The organism is Bradyrhizobium embrapense, assembly GCF_001189235.2.
GTDB lineage: Bacteria > Pseudomonadota > Alphaproteobacteria > Rhizobiales > Xanthobacteraceae > Bradyrhizobium > Bradyrhizobium embrapense.
Genome location: NZ_LFIP02000009.1, coordinates 48885 through 65391, shown reverse-complemented (window position 1 = coordinate 65391; position 16507 = coordinate 48885). Strand labels below are relative to the sequence as shown.

At 65.6% G+C, this 16507-nt stretch carries 14 protein-coding genes; 7 read left to right on the top strand and 7 right to left on the bottom strand.

Features of this window, described 5'->3' with window-relative positions:
* Positions 1 to 81: 81 nt before the first annotated feature.
* Entirely contained in the window at positions 82 to 255 is a 174-nt protein-coding gene (locus AKN83_RS38885) for a DUF1328 domain-containing protein (protein WP_074128140.1), read from the bottom strand.
* A gap of 185 nt (positions 256 to 440) precedes the next feature.
* On the opposite strand from AKN83_RS38885, the gene AKN83_RS30165 reads away from it, so the two are divergent.
* Positions 441 to 1625 (top strand): acyltransferase family protein, encoded by a 1185-nt coding sequence (locus AKN83_RS30165; RefSeq protein ID WP_050402002.1) that lies wholly within the window; start codon positions 441 to 443, stop codon positions 1623 to 1625.
* Here the strand turns inward: AKN83_RS30165 and AKN83_RS30160 are convergent, their stop codons facing one another.
* A complete protein-coding gene (locus AKN83_RS30160; RefSeq protein WP_050402003.1) occupies positions 1626 to 4706 on the bottom strand; it encodes an efflux RND transporter permease subunit in 3081 nt (1026 codons plus the stop codon).
* Positions 4707 to 4734: 28 nt separating this feature from the next.
* Positions 4735 to 5850, bottom strand: a complete 1116-nt coding sequence (locus AKN83_RS30155) for an efflux RND transporter periplasmic adaptor subunit (protein ID WP_050402004.1) — start codon at positions 5848 to 5850, stop codon at positions 4735 to 4737.
* Positions 5851 to 5986: 136 nt separating this feature from the next.
* Between AKN83_RS30155 and soxR the strand changes: the two genes are divergently transcribed.
* Positions 5987 to 6463 (top strand): redox-sensitive transcriptional activator SoxR, encoded by a 477-nt coding sequence (gene soxR / locus AKN83_RS30150; RefSeq protein WP_050402005.1) that lies wholly within the window; start codon positions 5987 to 5989, stop codon positions 6461 to 6463.
* 102 nt (positions 6464 to 6565) lie between these two features.
* Positions 6566 to 6826 carry a GlsB/YeaQ/YmgE family stress response membrane protein gene (locus AKN83_RS30145; RefSeq protein WP_050402006.1) on the top strand — a complete coding sequence of 87 codons (261 nt, stop codon included), beginning with the start codon at positions 6566 to 6568 and terminating at the stop codon, positions 6824 to 6826.
* 110 nt (positions 6827 to 6936) lie between these two features.
* Here the strand turns inward: AKN83_RS30145 and purL are convergent, their stop codons facing one another.
* Positions 6937 to 9168, bottom strand: coding sequence for a phosphoribosylformylglycinamidine synthase subunit PurL (purL, locus tag AKN83_RS30140; RefSeq protein ID WP_050402007.1), 2232 nt, complete (start codon positions 9166 to 9168; stop codon positions 6937 to 6939).
* A gap of 186 nt (positions 9169 to 9354) precedes the next feature.
* On the opposite strand from purL, the gene AKN83_RS30135 reads away from it, so the two are divergent.
* Positions 9355 to 9846, top strand: coding sequence for a PaaI family thioesterase (locus tag AKN83_RS30135; RefSeq protein ID WP_050402008.1), 492 nt, complete (start codon positions 9355 to 9357; stop codon positions 9844 to 9846).
* Between the two features lie 309 nt (positions 9847 to 10155).
* A complete protein-coding gene (locus tag AKN83_RS30130) occupies positions 10156 to 12399 on the top strand; it encodes an alkaline phosphatase family protein (protein ID WP_050402009.1) in 2244 nt (747 codons plus the stop codon).
* A 70-nt stretch (positions 12400 to 12469) separates the two neighbouring features.
* Here the strand turns inward: AKN83_RS30130 and AKN83_RS30125 are convergent, their stop codons facing one another.
* Entirely contained in the window at positions 12470 to 13186 is a 717-nt protein-coding gene (locus AKN83_RS30125) for a glutathione S-transferase family protein (RefSeq protein ID WP_050402010.1), read from the bottom strand.
* A gap of 107 nt (positions 13187 to 13293) precedes the next feature.
* On the opposite strand from AKN83_RS30125, the gene AKN83_RS30120 reads away from it, so the two are divergent.
* Positions 13294 to 13668 (top strand): winged helix-turn-helix transcriptional regulator, encoded by a 375-nt coding sequence (locus AKN83_RS30120; RefSeq protein WP_050402011.1) that lies wholly within the window; start codon positions 13294 to 13296, stop codon positions 13666 to 13668.
* A 156-nt stretch (positions 13669 to 13824) separates the two neighbouring features.
* Complete coding sequence (locus AKN83_RS30115) at positions 13825 to 14808, top strand: DMT family transporter (protein ID WP_050402061.1); 984 nt, start codon at positions 13825 to 13827, stop codon at positions 14806 to 14808.
* Between the two features lie 9 nt (positions 14809 to 14817).
* Here the strand turns inward: AKN83_RS30115 and AKN83_RS30110 are convergent, their stop codons facing one another.
* Both AKN83_RS30110 and purQ read right to left on the bottom strand, forming a co-directional pair.
* On the bottom strand, positions 14818 to 15798 hold the full coding sequence (locus tag AKN83_RS30110; protein WP_050402012.1) for a tripartite tricarboxylate transporter substrate-binding protein: 981 nt from the start codon (positions 15796 to 15798) through the stop codon (positions 14818 to 14820).
* A 5-nt stretch (positions 15799 to 15803) separates the two neighbouring features.
* Complete coding sequence (gene purQ / locus AKN83_RS30105) at positions 15804 to 16505, bottom strand: phosphoribosylformylglycinamidine synthase subunit PurQ (RefSeq protein ID WP_050402013.1); 702 nt, start codon at positions 16503 to 16505, stop codon at positions 15804 to 15806.
* Between the last annotated feature and the right edge of the window lie 2 nt (positions 16506 to 16507).

The window sequence follows — 16507 nt, the reverse complement described above, 5'->3', positions numbered from 1 at the left end:
GGCGCGTGTCACCGAGCCTGAAAGCGGAGATGCCCGGGCAAGGCCCGGGCATGACGGCGGAAGCGTTCGGCCGGATCGCCGCTAGACCCTGAATATCGTGAGCCCGAGGATCAGCAGCACCAGGAAGATCACGACGAACACGTAAAACAGGAAGCGCGCAATGTCGGCGGAGGCGGCGGAAATGCCGGTGAAGCCGAGCAAGCCCGCGATGATCGAGACGACCAGGAAGATCAACGCCCATTTCAGCAGTGTCATTGCTTGCTCCACAATCCGCGCGCGCCTTGCGCGTCCGCCGATAACGCCGTCTACCGACCCCGGTTCCAGAACGAAACAGATCCACTGAAATGACCGACCTCGACACCACCGAATCGGGACGATTGGGCCTTGCTGAATCGGGTTCCCGATTGCAACATCCGGATGCAGACCCGGCTGGGGGCACCATGAAATCGATTGCTCACGCGGCTCCGGCCGTCGACGTTCAGGCCGCACCGAAGCTCCACAAGCGCAATGTCGCCCTGGACCGCGCCCGCACCTTCCTGACGCTCGTCGTTCTGCTGCATCATGCGGTGATCCCCTACACCCATTTCGGCCACACCGACCCAACGTCGTGGATCGGCTTCGACTGCATCGTGCTCGCCACCGACAGCTTCTTCATGGCGATGTTCTTCTTCCTGTCGGGGCTGTTCGTCTGGCCCGGGCTCGGCCACAAGCCGTGGCTGATCTTTCTGCGCGACCGGCTGCTGCGGCTCGGCCTGCCCTTCGTGATCTGCGCGTTCACCGTGATTCCGATCGCCTATTACGCGATCGCGCTGCGCGCAACGCCGGACCTGACCTTCGCCGAGTTCTGGAGGAAGACCATGATTTACGGGCCGTGGCCAAGCGGCCCGATCTGGTTCGTCTGGGTCTTGATGACCTTCGACCTGACGGCGAGCGTGCTGTACCGGGTGTCATCGCGCCTGCTCGAGCCGATCAACCGCCTGTCGATCAAGGGATTTCAACGTCCCTCGAAGTTCTGGCTGTTCCTCGTCGTCGTCAGTGCCGCCGCTTATTTGCCGATGCTGGTGCATTACGGCCAGAACTACTGGTTCGAGCTCGGACCGTTCTCGGTGCAGGCGAGCCGGGTACTGCTGTATGCGTCCTATTTCTTCATCGGTGCGGGGATCGGGGCGGCCAACCTCGAGGGCGGGCTGCTCAGCGCAAACGGGCGGCTGACCGAGCGGCGCTGGTTCTGGACCGGCATCACAGTGATCCCGTACTGCTTGATGTGGGTGATGATCTACATCAAGCGCGGGGTCATCGGTAACCCCGATCCGCTGCCGGGCTGGTATCTCGCGTCCTACGGCACCTTCTACGTGCTGTTCAGCGCCTCGATCCTGTTCGCGATCCTGGCCTACTTCCTGCAATCGAAGGCGCCGGGGCCAACCTTGCTCGACCGCATGCAGGGCGACGCCTACGGCATGTTCCTGGTGCACTATCCGATCGTGCTGTGGCTGCAATACTGGCTGTTCGACATGGAATTGCCGGCGATCGCCAAGGCCGCGATTGCGTTCTTCGCCACCGTGGCGCTGAGCTGGGCCGCCACCGCCGTGCTGCGCAGGATTCCCGGCTCGAAATACGTGCTTTGATCACGCCGCGATCTCGTCCCTCACCGCCACGCTTTCCAGGCGCGGGGCGGCCGCCGCGCGATGGTCGCGAGCGAGCAGGATGTAGAAGGTCGGCAGCACGAACAGCGTGAACAGCGTGCCGATCAGCATCCCCATCACCACGACGATGCCGATGGCAAAGCGGCTGGCCGCGCCGGCGCCGTCGGCATAGAGCAGCGGCGCAAGGCCCGCGACCATCGCGGCCGTCGTCATCAGCACCGGCCGCATCCGCACCGCGGCGGCCTTCTGGATCGCGGCGACGCGGTCGAGCCCTTCATGGTGCTGGATCTCGTTGGCGAAGCTCACCATCAGGATGCCGTGCTTGGAGATCAGCCCGATCAGGGTGACGAGCCCGATCTGGGTATAGATGTTCAGCGTGGTGAAGCCGAAATACAGCGGCAGCAGCGCGCCGCAGACCGCGAGCGGCACCGTCACCATGATAACCAGCGGATCGCGGAAGCTTTCGAACTGCGCGGCCAGCACCAGGAAAATCACGATCAGCGCCATGCCGAAGGTGACGATCAGGCGGTTGCCCTCCTGGACATATTGCCGGCTGTCCGACAGCCAGTCGACGGTCATGCCCGGCGACAGCTTTTGCGCCTGCATGAACGCCACCGCCTGCCCCATGGTGACTCCGGGCTTGAGCACCGCCGAGATCGTCGCCGCATTCATCTGGTTGAATTGCGGCAGCCGATTCGGCTCGGGCTTCACGTTGACCTTGATCACCGTCGACAGCGGGAACATCTGCCCGGAACTCGAGCGGACGTTGAAGTTTCCGAGATTGTCCGGCGTGATCCGGTCGGCCTGCCGCACCTGCGGGATCACCTCGTAGGAGCGCTCGAAGAAGTTGAAGCGGTTGACGTAGTTCTCGCCGACCAGTACCGCGAGCGTATCGGCGATGGTCTGCATGCTGACGCCGGCCTCGGCCGCCTTGGCATGATCGATCGTGATCCGCGCGGTCGGGCTGTCGAACGCAAGGTCGCTGTCGACGAACACGAACAGCCCGCTCTTCCAGGCGGCCGCCTTCAGCGTCTCGACTTCCTGATAGATGGTTGAGAAATCGCCGGCCGAGCGCACCACCATCTGGAACGGCAGGCCGCCGGTTGCCGCCGGCAGCGCGGCGGGCTGAAACGGCGTCACGCTGGCGCCGAGCACGCCATAGGACATGCCGTAGAGCTGGTTCTGGATGTCGTTGGCCGAGCGCTTGCGCTTGTCCCAATCGGTCAGCGTGATGCCGCCGAAGGCATGGTTCTGCCCGTCGGTGCCGTTGATGAACCAACTCGCGTGGTATTCGGGAAACGAGCGAAACAGCTGCTCGATCTGGTCCGAGGAGCGCGTGGTGTAGTCGACGCTGGCATATTGCGGCGCCCTGAGCACGGTGAACACATAGCCTTGGTCCTCGGACGGCGCGAGCTCGCGCTGGCTGCCGAGAAACAGCACCACGATCGCCGCCAGCACGCTGACCGCGACCACAAGCACCGCGGCGCGCATCTTGAGCGTCGCAGCCAACAGCCGGCTGTAGCCGCGCGACAGTTTCGAGAACTGATGCTCGACGAAACGGGCAAACCGGCCGTGCGAAGTCGCCCTTCCCAGCAGCTGCGCGCTCATCATCGGCGACAAAGTCAGCGCGATGACACCCGAGACCACCACCGAGCCTGCCAGCGTGAAGGCGAATTCGCGGAACAGGCTGCCGGTCAGGCCGCCCATCAGGCCGATCGGCGCATAGACCGCCGCCAGCGTGATCGTCATCGCGATCACCGGACCGATGATTTCGCGCGCGCCGATCAGGGCCGCGTCGGCGGGGCTCAGCCCCTCCTCGATGTGGCGATGGATATTCTCGACGACGACGATGGCATCGTCGACCACGAGCCCGATCGCCAGCACCATCGCCAGCAATGTCAGGAGATTGATGGAGAAACCGAGCGCCAACATCATCGCGGCGGTGCCGACCAGCGACAGCGGCACGGTGACGACCGGGATCAGCACTGAGCGGAACGATCCGAGGAACAACAGGATCACCACCACGACGATCGCGATCGCCTCGGCCAGTGCGTGCTGCACCTCCGATATCGAGGCCTTGACGAAGTGCACGATGTTGAAAACGTCGGCGACCTCTAGTCCGGGCGGCGCGACGCGGTTGAGGTCCTCGATCACCTTGGCGGTCGCGGCGACGATCTCCAGCGGGTTGCCATCGGGCGTCGGCTGCACCGCGATATAGACCGTGGGCCTGCCGCTGTCGCGCGCGTTGGAATCGTAATTCTCACCGCCGATCTCGAGCGTCGCGACGTCGCCGAGCCGCACCAGACCGCCGCCACCGGCGCCGGTCTTGATCACCATCTTGCGGAAATCGTCGAGATTGCGCAGGTCGGTCGCCGCGGTGATGTTGGTCACCGTCATCTCGCCGCGCAGCCGCCCGGGGGCCGCCTGCACGTTGTTGGCGCGGAGAGCCGCGGCGATGTCAGCCGCGGTCAGGCCGCGCGCTGCGAGCTTGAACGGATCGATCCATACCCGCATCGCCAGCGACGATCCGCCCGATGTGTCGGCCGAGGCCACGCCGGGCACCGACGTCAACAGCGGCTGCGCCACGCGGGTGGCGAAGTCGGTGATCTGTGCAGGCGTCAGCGTGTCGCTGGTGAAGGCGATGTACTGCACCGCCGACGCGCCGTCGGTGATCTTGGTGATCACAGGGTCGAACACGCCGGCCGGCATGCGGTACTTGACCTGCTGCACCTTGGCGAGCACCTCGGTCATGGCGCGGTCGGCATTGGCGTTGAGCACCAGCTTGGCCTTGATCTGGCTCGTGCCGAGCGTCGAGTTCGACGTCATGTACTCGATGCCGTTAGCGGTCGCGATCGATTGCGCGATCACCGACGTCACGAAGCCCTGCATGACGTCCTGGGTCGCGCCGGGAAACGACACATCGACCTGGATGGTGGCGCTCTCCATGCTGGGATATTGCCGCACCGGCAGCGAGACCATCGCGGCGGTGCCGATCAACAGGATCAGCAGGCTGACGACGGTCGCAAGGATCGGCCGGCGGATGAAGATGTCGGTGAAATGCATGATGCCTGCCTCGAACGCTGCCCGCGGACTAGCGTCCCTTCTCCGGCGTCTCCGCCATTGTCATCTGGACGGCAGCGCCCGGCATGACGCGGAGCTGGCCGGCGGTCACGATGTGGTCGCCGGGCGAGAGCCCCTGCTCCACCACGACGCGTTCGCCGATGCGCTGCCCGGTCTTGACCGCGACGCCGATCGCCCTGTTGTCGCGCACGACCAGCACGCTCTCACCGGACGCGCTGATCTGGATCGCGGTGACGGGCACCACGATGGCGTCCGCCTGCGGCGGCAGCACGACATTCACCATCACGAAGAGCCCAGGCCGCAGCAGCCGGTCGGGATTGCTGAACAAAGCCTGCACGAGGACATTGCGGGTATCCTCGGCGACCTGCGGTTCGATGGCGTTGATCGTGGCCTCGAACACCCGATCGGGGAAAGCATCGGTACGGATCGTCACCGCGCCTCCCACCTTCAGATTTGACAGGCGCTGCTGCGGAACGGTGAAATTGGCGTAGAGCTGGTCGAGCGCGGTCAACGTCGCGAGCGCATCGCCGGCATTGACGTATTGGCCGAGATTGACCTTGCGCAGGCCGATCTGGCCGGCGAACGGCGCACGGATCGTCGTCTGCGCGATCTGCGCATCGAGCTGCTCGACCGCGGCGTCGGCCTGCTTGAGGTCTTCCTGCCGCTGCTGCAGCGTCTCCTGGGTCACGAAGCCGGACGGCGCGAGCCCCTGCGAACGCTTCTCCTGCAATTGCGCAAAGCGTCCCTTGGAAACCGCAACCGCGCGCGAGGCGCGCAGCGGCGCATCATAGAGTTGCACCAGCGCAGCGCCCTCGGCGACATCGGCACCGGCATCGAAATTGATCGCGGTGACGCGGCCGGCAACCTCGGGCGACAGAATCACTTGCCGCACCGCCTGCAGCGAACCGATTGCTTCGATCGAGCGGGGCAAAGTCTCGCTCCGCACCACCATGGCCGCCACCGGCGTCGGCGGGGCCTCGGTCGTGGCCCTGGCGGACGCACTGGAGCCGCCGGCACGCCAGGCGACCGACGCGGCCGCGGCACAAATCAGCAAGACAAGGGTGATGCCGATCGGCTTGGGGCGAAGCCCGAGCCAGCGGCGCGACGAGGATGATGCGGACGGCATTTCGCTTCCAAGAACGAACCCCAGCCTCTCGGCCGGAAGCTTGCCCCTGCAAGCCCGCGACTGTTATAGAACCTCAAGTATGGTTGAGGTCAAGGCTCGCAGCTTGCAGGACTTCTAATCCGGGATCTCGAGACAAATGGCGCTTGCACAAGAGCTTTCAGTCGGCGAAGTGGCGCGGCGCAGCGGCCTCGCCGTCTCCACCCTTCACTTCTACGAGAGCAAGGGGCTGATCGCGAGCCGGCGCACCAGCGGCAACCAGCGCCGCTACATGCGTGGCGTGCTGCGGCGCATCGCGGTGATCAGGATCGCGCAGCGCGCCGGGATTCCGCTGGAAGAGATCAGGCAGACCTTCGCCGCGATCCCGCTCGATCGCGCGCCGACCATGCGCGAATGGGAGCGCGCGATGCGCGCCTGGACCGCGGCGCTGCAGCAGCGCATCAGCGATCTCACCGACCTCAGGGACAAGCTGTTCAGCTGCATCGGCTGCGGCTGCCTTTCGCTCACCGATTGCCCGCTGCGCAATGGCGACGACAGGCTCGGCGCCGAGGGCCCCGGCCCCCGCATCCTTGTCACCGCGGCCGAACGGCGACAGCGCCGTGCGCGGCAGGCTTGAGCCCGTCGCCAACAAGTTGCGCACAACCTGCCATTGGTCACATGTGGCCACGTGATTCTCGGTTATGCTGGCTGGACTGCTGACCTCAAGGAGAGTCATGAGATGAACGACCCTCAAATTGGATGGATCGCCGCAATCATCGTCGGCGGATTGGCCGGCTGGCTCGCCGAGATGTTCATGAAGACCGGAACCGGCATCTTCATGAATATCATCCTCGGCATCGTCGGCGCCGCGCTGGCGAACTGGCTGTTGGGTCTGCTCGGCATATCGCTCGGCGGCGGATGGATCAGCTATCTCGTCGCCGGCTTCATCGGCGCAGTGATCATCATCTTTGCCTGGCGCGCGATCCGCGGCGCCACCTAGCGCTTGATCCGAGAGGATCGCGCCTGGACACAAGACAATAGCGCGATGATGGATTCATCGCGCTATTGAGAATTTGTTCGCTCGGCGTTGCAGCGCCTGATCCATCTGGATCAGGCGGCAGCGCCTTGCATGTAGTTCGGCAGCCAGTGCTCGAAGGCGCGGGACAGGCTTTCGATGGTCACAGGCGGCTCGCCGGCCACCGCAACCACGTCGCCGCCGGTGGTGCCGATGCGCGCACAGGGCACGCCGGCGCCCTTCATCTTGGCCAGCACGAGACCCGCGTCGGCCGCAGGCACGGTGACGATGTAGCGGGCCTGATCCTCGCCGTACCAATAGGCATGCGGCACGATCGAGGAGGGCGCCGCCAAAAGCTGCGCGCCGATGCCGCTTGCGATCGCCATCTCGGCGAGCGCGATCAGGAGCCCGCCGTCGGACACGTCGTGCACCGCGGTCGCGGTGCCGGCGCGGATCATGCCGCGCACCACGTCGCCGTTGCGCTTCTCGGTGGCGAGATCGACCGGCGGCGGAGCGCCCTCCTCGCGGCCGCAGACATCGCGCAGGTAGACCGATTGGCCGAGCCAGCCTTGCGTATCGCCGACCAGCAGGATCGCCTCGCCCGCCGCCTTGAACGCCAAGGTCGCCGATTTGGTGAAGTCGTCGAGCAGGCCGACGCCGCCGATCGAGGGCGTCGGCAGGATGCCGCGGCCGTTGGTCTCGTTGTAGAGCGAGACGTTGCCGGACACGACCGGGAAGTCCAGCGCGCGGCAGGCTTCCGAGATGCCCTTCAGGCAGCCGACGAACTGGCCCATGATCTCGGGCCGCTCGGGGTTGCCGAAGTTGAGATTGTCGGTGATCGCGAGCGGCCGGCCGCCGACCGCGGTGATGTTACGCCAGGCTTCCGCGACCGCCTGCTTGCCGCCCTCGAACGGATCGGCCTCGCAATAGCGCGGCGTGACGTCAACGGTGAGCGCAAGCCCCTTCGGGCCATCCTCGACGCGGACCACCGCGGCATCGCCGCCGGGACGCTGCATGGTATTGCCGAGGATGACGTGGTCGTACTGCTCCCAGACCCAGCGCTTCGAGCACAGTTCGGGCGTGCCGATCAGCTTCGTCAGCGCCTCCGCGATGCCGAGCGGCGGCTTGACGTCCTGGCCGCGGATCATCGGCAGCGCGGTCGAGGCGACATGCGGACGGTCATAGACCGGCGCCTCGTCGCCGAGTTCCTTGATCGGCAGATCGGCCATCACGTCGCCGCCGTGCTTGACGACGAAGCGCTTGCTCGGGGTGGTGTAGCCGACGATGGCGAAATCGAGTCCCCATTTGCGGAAGATCGCCTCGGCCTCTTTCTCCTTCTCGGGCTTGAGCACCATGAGCATGCGCTCCTGGCTCTCCGAGAGCATCATCTCGTAGGCGCTCATGCCGGTCTCGCGGGTCGGCACCGCATCGAGATCGAGATCGACGCCGAGGTCGCCCTTGGCGCCCATCTCGACCGCCGAGCAGGTCAGGCCCGCCGCGCCCATGTCCTGGATCGCGATCACGCAACCCTTTTCCATGATCTCGAGGCAAGCTTCCAAAAGCAGCTTCTCGGCGAAGGGATCGCCGACCTGCACGGTCGGACGCTTCTCCTCGGAGGCGTCGTCGAATTCGGCCGAGGCCATCGAGGCGCCGTGAATGCCGTCGCGGCCGGTCTTGGAGCCGAGATAGACGATCGGCATGTTCACGCCGGAGGCCGCGGCGTAGAAGATCTTGTCGGCGTCGGCGAGACCGACCGCCATCGCGTTGACCAGGATGTTGCCGTCGTAGCGGGTGTGGAAGCGCACCTGGCCGCCGACCGTCGGCACGCCGAACGAATTGCCGTAGCCGCCGACGCCGGCGACCACGCCGGACACCAGATGCCGGGTCTTCGGGTGCTCGGGCGCGCCGAAGCTCAGCGCATTCAGGCAGGCGATCGGCCGCGCACCCATGGTGAAGACGTCGCGCAGGATGCCGCCGACGCCGGTGGTCGCTCCCTGGTATGGCTCGATGTAGCTCGGGTGGTTGTGGCTCTCCATCTTGAACACCACGGCCTGCCCGTCGCCGATATCGATCACGCCGGCATTCTCGCCGGGGCCCTGGATCACCCAGGGCGCCTTGGTCGGCAGCCCGCGCAGATGGATGCGCGACGACTTGTACGAGCAATGCTCGTTCCACATCGCCGAGAAGATGCCGAGCTCGGTGAAGGTCGGAACCCGCCCGATCAGCTTCAGGATGCGCTCGTACTCGTCCGGCTTCAGCCCGTGGGCGGCGACGAGTTCGGGGGTGATTTGAGGCTCGTTCTTGGGGTCGTTCTTGGGCGCGGTCATGGGACCCTTAATAGGTAGATCGAACGGGGGCGAAAAGGCCTTTTACGGCCCATTTCCGGCCTGTCCAGAGCTTTGCGGCGGTTGGACGCGGCCCGGGATTTGCAGCCAGAATCTGTGCCTGGGATTTGCACAATGGGGATGGATCGGATTTAAGGTCCCGAACCCGATAATTGAAGGCCAGATTTCGTGAACGAACTCGCCAAGAGCGCACTCAATACGGCATTCAACCGCCGCCCTGACCTGCACGTCGAAACCGAAGGCGAATTCGCCGGCTGGCGGACCTGGACCCGGGACAGTTTCGAGACCCATACCGGCCCATTCTACCACCGCATGGACGAGAACGGCCGCATCGCCTGCGCGTTCCGGGTCGGCGCCAAGCACCTCAACGGCTCCGGCAACGTCCATGGCGGCTGCCTCATGACGTTCGCGGATTATTGCCTGTTCGCGCTCGCCTCCCCGGTGCTCCAGGGTCCCGGCGTCACGGTCTCGTTCGCCTCGGAATTCCTTGACGCAGCCCGCGAGGGTGACCTGATCGAATGCACCGGCGAGGTCACCCGCGCCGGCGGATCGCTGATCTTCGTGCGCGGGATGCTGATATCGGCCGAGCGGCCGCTGTTCAGCTTCTCCGGCACCATCAAGCGGACCAAGCGCAAGGTGCCCGCGGAGAAGACGGCGTAACAGGGGTTAGAGGCCGTTCCCATTTTTCTTTGACGCGCTTTCTACACGCTTCGCTCGAAAACGCGCCAGGTCTGTGGACGCACGCTGTCATGCAGACGTTACATCGCCACGCCTTGAATCGAAGGCGCAGCGCTAGCGCGTTGTGTTCACGCGCGTTCTTCGCGTGAACGCATTCAGACGCGAGCCGTGACACCACGACATGCTGTCGTTGCGTCGTCGCGCGCGCGTCACATGCGCGTCAGCCAAGCCCCCGAAGATTGCTGAACGGTTTCCGTTTGTGCATTCGCGCAGCGAAGTTGGGGCATTCTCATGAAATTGAAGACGTTTGTTTCCGTGACGTCCGCGATGTCGCTTGTCGCGTCGCTGGCATGCGTTGCAACTCCAGTGCGAGCCGGCCAGGACGGCGACAATGGCGATCGCGGCATCGGCGAGTCCCGCGGTCACGATCAGGACCAGGATCAAGATCGAGACCATGACGGCGGCGGTCATCACGGCCGCAAGCCGCGCGTGGTGATGATCTCGCTCGACGGCGCCAAGCCCGATTTCATCCAGAAATTCATCGAGGAAGGCGTGCTGCCGCGCGACGGCGGCCTCGCCCGGCTCAGCCGGCGCGGTGCCGTGGCACTGCAGAACGTGACGGCGTCGCCGTCGCTCACCGCGGTCTCGCATATTGCGATCGCGACCGGTTCGACGGCGGTGCATAACGACATCCCCTCCAACACGTTCCAGCCGATCGTCGGCCCGATCTCCAGCAGCATCAGCGGCTTTGCGGCGCCGATCGGCGGCTACAGCGAGAGCCCGCTCGGTCCCTCGGCGCACCCGACGGCACAACCGCTCTGGGTGCAGCTGCGCCAGCAGGGCAAGAAGGTCGTCACGGCGACGTGGCCCGGCGGCGACGGCGCCGACATCTCGATCAACAAGACCGTGGTGCAGCCGGCCCAGCCCACCCGCGTGACCGACTTCACGGTACCGTTCGGCGCCTTCGGCGGCATCGGGGCCCAGGGCTTCTCGCTGTCGCGCAGCGACTTCACGGCCGATCCCGGCATCGTCGCGGCGCTGCAGGCTGCCGGCCATTTCTCGTTCAGCCCGGTGCTGGTGACCTCGGCGCCGATCGAGACGTTCTCGTGCTCCGCGGCGGCGACCGCAACCTGCACCAGCGCACCGACGCTCGACGTCAAATATTCGATCCGCGTCGCCGCGATCGACACCACCAATGACCGCAAGGTGAACTACGACACGCTGGTGTTCTTCGACGAAAACCGCGGCATCACCGCAGGACCGTTCCACGCGCCGTCGACCGGGCCGGCCTACGTCAAGTTCGGCGGCGAGAACGCGCCGTTCTTCTTCGAAGGCAGCGGCGCCAAGGTCGGCGCCGCCTACTTCGTCTCGGCGCTGTCGCCGGACCTCTCGACAGTGCGCTTCGCCCGCTACGGCGCCAACTACATCCCGCGCAACACGCCTGTGCTTGCCGACGTCGACGACATCAACGACAACATCGGCTTCTGGCGTCCGCAGGCCGACTTCCGCATTCCGGAGCGCCTGAGCCCTGGCTTCACCAATTTCCCCGACGTCGAGATCGAGACGATGTACGAGGACATGGTGAAGACCTTCGTGCGCTACCAGGCCAATATCGGCGAGCGCGCGATCAAGACCCATCCGGACGCCGACCTCGTCATGGTCTATATCGAACAGCCCGACGGCTCCGAGCACCAGTTCCTGCTGACCGATCCGCGCCAGGGCACCAACCCGACCGATCCGAATTCGATCGGCGGCAACCAGGATCCGGCCAAGGTCAAGCGCTACGCCTCCTACATCCGCTTCGCCTACCAGACCGCCGACAAGGCAGTGAAGCAGATTGTCGACGCGGCGGGCCGCGACAGCAACGTCGTCGTGGTGTCGGATCACGGCTTCGCGCCGTTCCACACCTCGGTCAATCTCACCAACATCCTGCGCAACGCCGGCATCGACACCAGCAAGGTCGGGGTTCGCACCTCGGGTCCTGCCGCCGACATCTACGTCAACCTGCAGAACCGCGAGCTCGGCGGCACTGTCGACCTGGCAACCTACCGGGCCCTGGTGGCGCAGATCACCGATGCGGTGAAGAACGCGGTCGATCCCAATGCGCGCTTCAACTACTCGCTGAAGGATCAGCGCATCTTCACTGTCGTCGAGACCCGGCCGCTGCAATGCGACGCCGGAACCGGACAGTGCAACAGCAAGACCGTCGGCCAGGACTATGGCGACGTGTTCGCGCTGATGGCGCCCGGCTACAATTTCGACGGCATCCAGAACCCCGGCGTCGCGCGCCAGGGCGATGCGCCGTTCAATTCGGCCACCACCGCGCTGTCGATGCCGAACTTCTACGGCGCCCACGGTCACGATCCCGAGCTTCCGGTGATGAGCGCGACCTTCATCGCTGCGGGCCCGCAGATCCGTAGGGACACCGTGGTGCGGCGCATGCGCAATATCGACGTGGCGCCGACCATCATGCGGCTGCTCGGCACCACGCCGCACCAGGTCGATGGCGAGGTGCTGAACGAGGTCCTTCGCTAGGTCTTCGGCAAATTCGGTCCGGTGGACGCCAATCCGGCGTCCATCACCTCCCTCTCATCGCCCGGAATCCTCACGGACGCGGTGTGCCGTACCGCTCGATCACCTCGGCGAGCGCAACGTGACCGGTGCAGGCACCGGACCCCGCCGGGCTGCTCTCGCCGCTCTCCAGCGCCGTGGCGTAGATCACGGCCGGATCGGCCTCCAGGCGCGCCCGAAGCGCCGATAGCTTCGGCCAGCGATCACGGTCGGCGACGGCGTGGAAGTCGAGCCAGCGCGCGACACCGATCAGCAGCCCATCCGCCAATGTCGGGTGGTCGCCGAGCAGGAACGGCGCATCGCCGACGAGTTCCTCGAGCCGGTCGTGCCGCCGCACGACGTTGTCCCGCCCCCACTGCCGCAGCGCGGACTGCATCGCCGGATTCGGCGTTTGCATCTCCAGCGCTGCCCATAGCGGACTGAACGCGGCCGTGAAGCCGGTGTTCACGTAGGCCATCAGCTGACGCATCCGGTCGGCCTGCGGCGACAACGGGTCGAAGCTGATGCGACGCTCGGTATCGCGTGCCGCGAGCCAACTTGCGATCGCCATGTTCTCGGTAAGCACCCTGCCCTGGTCGGTGACGAAGGCCGGCGTCTCATGCCGCGGGTTGATCCGTGCATAGGAGGGCTCGCGCATCTCGCCGAGCATGTCGACGCGGCAAAGGCGATAGGGCTGGCGCAGCCATTCGAGCGCTGCAACGAGCCCCATGGAGCTTCCGAGCGGGAAGCCATAGATAAGGATAGGTTCCATGATGTGGTCTCCGATGATGTCCGACGGTCGCGCTGCGCAGCGGAGCCGGACCCTATTCGCCACATCCGTGAAGTAAATTACGCACCTTTTTGTAACCACGAGCCGCCATGAAATCTCTTGTCTCCCGCTGCCCGATCGAGGAAGTGATGCAGGTCCTGAGCGGCCGCTGGCCGACGCTGCTGATCTATTATCTGAAGCAGGGCACCAAGCGCTTCAGCGACCTGCGCCGCGACAACCCGACCATCTCGCACAAGATGCTGACGCTCGAGCTGCGCAAGCTCGAGGACGCCGGCATCGTCGAGCGCACCGAATTCGGCGGCTATCCCCTGCGCGTCGAATACCAGCTCACGCCGGCCGGCCATCGGCTGGTGCCGCTGATCGACGCGCTGGGCGAATGGTGGGATACGACGTCGGATACCGGCGCGCAGTCCAGCCCCGCGGATACCGAGCCGGTCATTCCGAATACCGTCTCGCGGGATTGAGCGGCACGCAGCGCCGTCAAACTTGCGCTGGCATCGGATGAGCTCCCGAAGTATCAGTTTTGATGCGCGGCCATGCGCGGGGAGCCAAATCAAGGTGCCGAAGAGCACAGCCAGAGCATGACCCGGAAAGGCGTGAAGCGGTTTTCCGAAAAGATCATGCTGAAACGAGGCGCGAAGACGGGCGGCGTGGCGGCTGGCGCGATCACGCCGATTTCGTCGACCGCAGCGCCCGGCGCGCGCGGCTGGCGCGACTATGCACTGCTGCTCGCGCTGGCCTGCTGCTGGAGCTCGACCTATCCGCTGACCAAGATCGGGCTCGGCTCGATTCCGCCGGTCACCTTCATCTCGGCGCGCTCGCTGGTCGCAGCCCTCTTCCTGCTCGTGGTGCTGCGGATCCGCGGCATCCGCATCCCGACCGACATCAAGGCCTGGAAGCTGTTCGCCTTCCAGCAGACCATCAACTCGACGATCCCGTTCCTGGTGATCACCTGGGCGCAGCTTTACGTGCCGGCGTCCAACACCGTGGTGCTGGCCTCGACGACGCCGATCTTCGCCTTCCTGATCACCTGGGCGATCACCCGGCACGAGCCGGCCTCGCTGCTCAAATTTGTCGGCGCGATCCTCGGCCTCGCCGGCACGGTCGCGATCATCGGCCTCGACGCGCTGTCGGGCTTCGGCAGGGAGATTGTCGCCGAGAGCGCGATCCTGCTCGCCACCGTCTCGTTCGCCTGTGCCACGATCTTCGGGCTTCGCCTCTCCGACTATGACCCGATGGTGGTCGCCGCCGGCTCGCTGCTGTTCGGCGGCAGCGTGCTGCTGCCGGTCGCCCTGATCGTCGACCATCCCTGGACGCTGCACCCGACGCCACAAGCGCTGGTCGCCACCGTCACCATGGGCATCTTCTCCAGCGCATTCGGCCTGATGCTGTTCTACATGTGCCTGACGCGGCTCGGCACGCTCACGACCAATGCGCAGGGCTATTTGCGGATTCCGATCGGCGTCGCGCTGTCGGTAATTCTGCTCGGGGAATCCGTGCCGTCGAACCTCGCGCTGGGGCTCGTGCTGGTCATGTTCGGCGTCGCCGCGATGACGGTGCCCGCCGACGCCGTGAAGCGCTGGCTAAGCCGATTGCGGAGATAGTCTCGCCGGCTACTTCTTGTCGTCAGCGAGCAGCGCGCGATACTTCGCGACGTCGCGGGTCACGAGTTGCTGCAGCGCCTCGGGCGCGAGCTCGTTGGCGTCGGGGGCGACGGTCGACAGGTCGAGGAAGCGCTTCTTCACCGCCTCGCTCGCAACCGCGGTGCGCGCGGCCGCGTTGAGCTTGGCGATGATCTCGGGCGGAGTGCCCTTCGGTGCGAACAGGCCGTTCCAGCCTTGCGCCTCGAACTCGGGCAGGCCTGCCTCGGCCGAGGTCGGCAGGTCCGGCAGCGAGGCGAGCCGCACGGTCGAGCCGACCACGACGGCCTTCACCAGTTTGTCGTCGATCGCCTGCGACACCGAGGCCGCGGCGTCGCAGACGCCGTCGATCTGGCTGCCGATCGCGTCCGTCAGCGCGAGCGCCGCGCCGCGATAGCCGACAAGCTGCACGTCGATCCCGGCGGCATGCACGAAGCTCTTGCAGATCAAATAATTCGATGAGCCGACGCCGGCATGGCCGAGATTGACCTTGCCCGGATTCTTCCTGGCGTAGTCGATGAATTCCCTGAGGTCCTTGGCCGGAAAATCCTTGCGCAGCGCAACGATGCCGAAAGTTTTCGCCACGACGGCGATCGGCGCGAAGGAATCAGGCGTGAACGACAGTTTCGGATAGATGGTGTAAGTCGCGGCGTTGGTGCCGGCATTGCCGATCGCGATCGTGTAGCCGTCCGGCTCGGCGCGCGCGGCGCGGGTCAGCGCGGTCGAGCCGCCGGCGCCGCCGACATTCTCGATGATGATGGACTGGCCGAGCGCCGCGCTCATCTGGTCGGCGACCGCGCGGGCGATCACGTCCGAGGTGCCGCCGGCCGTGAACGGCACGATCATCGTGATCGGACGCTTCGGAAAGTCCAGCTTCGAGGTATCCTGGGCGCGCGCAGCCGCCGCAAGCAGCAGAAATGCGGCTGCCGCTGCGGCAAGGCACCTTCCAAACATGATGGTTACGCCGCCTTCTCGAACTGCTGGACCAGCCCTGCGAACAGGCCGCGGCCGTCGGTGCAGCCCATGATCTCTTCGACGTGGTTTTCCGGATGCGGCATCATGCCGAGCACGTTGCCGCGCTCGTTGACGATGCCGGCGATCGAATGCGCAGCACCGTTGAAATTGGAGGCCTCGTCGACCACGCCCTCGGGCGAGCAGTAGCGGTAGAGCACCCGCCCCTCGCCCTCGAGGCGCTTCAGCGTCTCCTCGTCCGCCTCGTAGTTGCCCTCGCCATGCGCGACCGGTACGCGGATCACCTGACCGGCATTGTAGCCGCGGGTGAACGGCGTGTCGGAGCGCTCGACCTTCATATGCACGTCGCGGCAGACGAATTTCAGCCCGGCATTGCGCATCAAGACGCCCGGCAACAGCCCGGACTCGCAGAGGATCTGAAAACCGTTGCAGACGCCGAGCACGAGGCCGCCCTTGGCTGCGAAGTCGCGCACCGCGTCCATGACAGGCGCGCGGGCCGCGATCGCGCCGCAGCGCAGATAGTCGCCATAGGAGAAGCCGCCGGGCACCACCACGAGATCGGTGCCTTGCGGCAGCGCGGTCTCGGCGTGCCAGACCATCGCGGTCTCATTGCCGGATGCGAGCTTGAGCGCGCGCGCCATGTCGCGCTCGCGGTTGATGCCGGGGAAGACGAGGACGGCTGATTTCATTG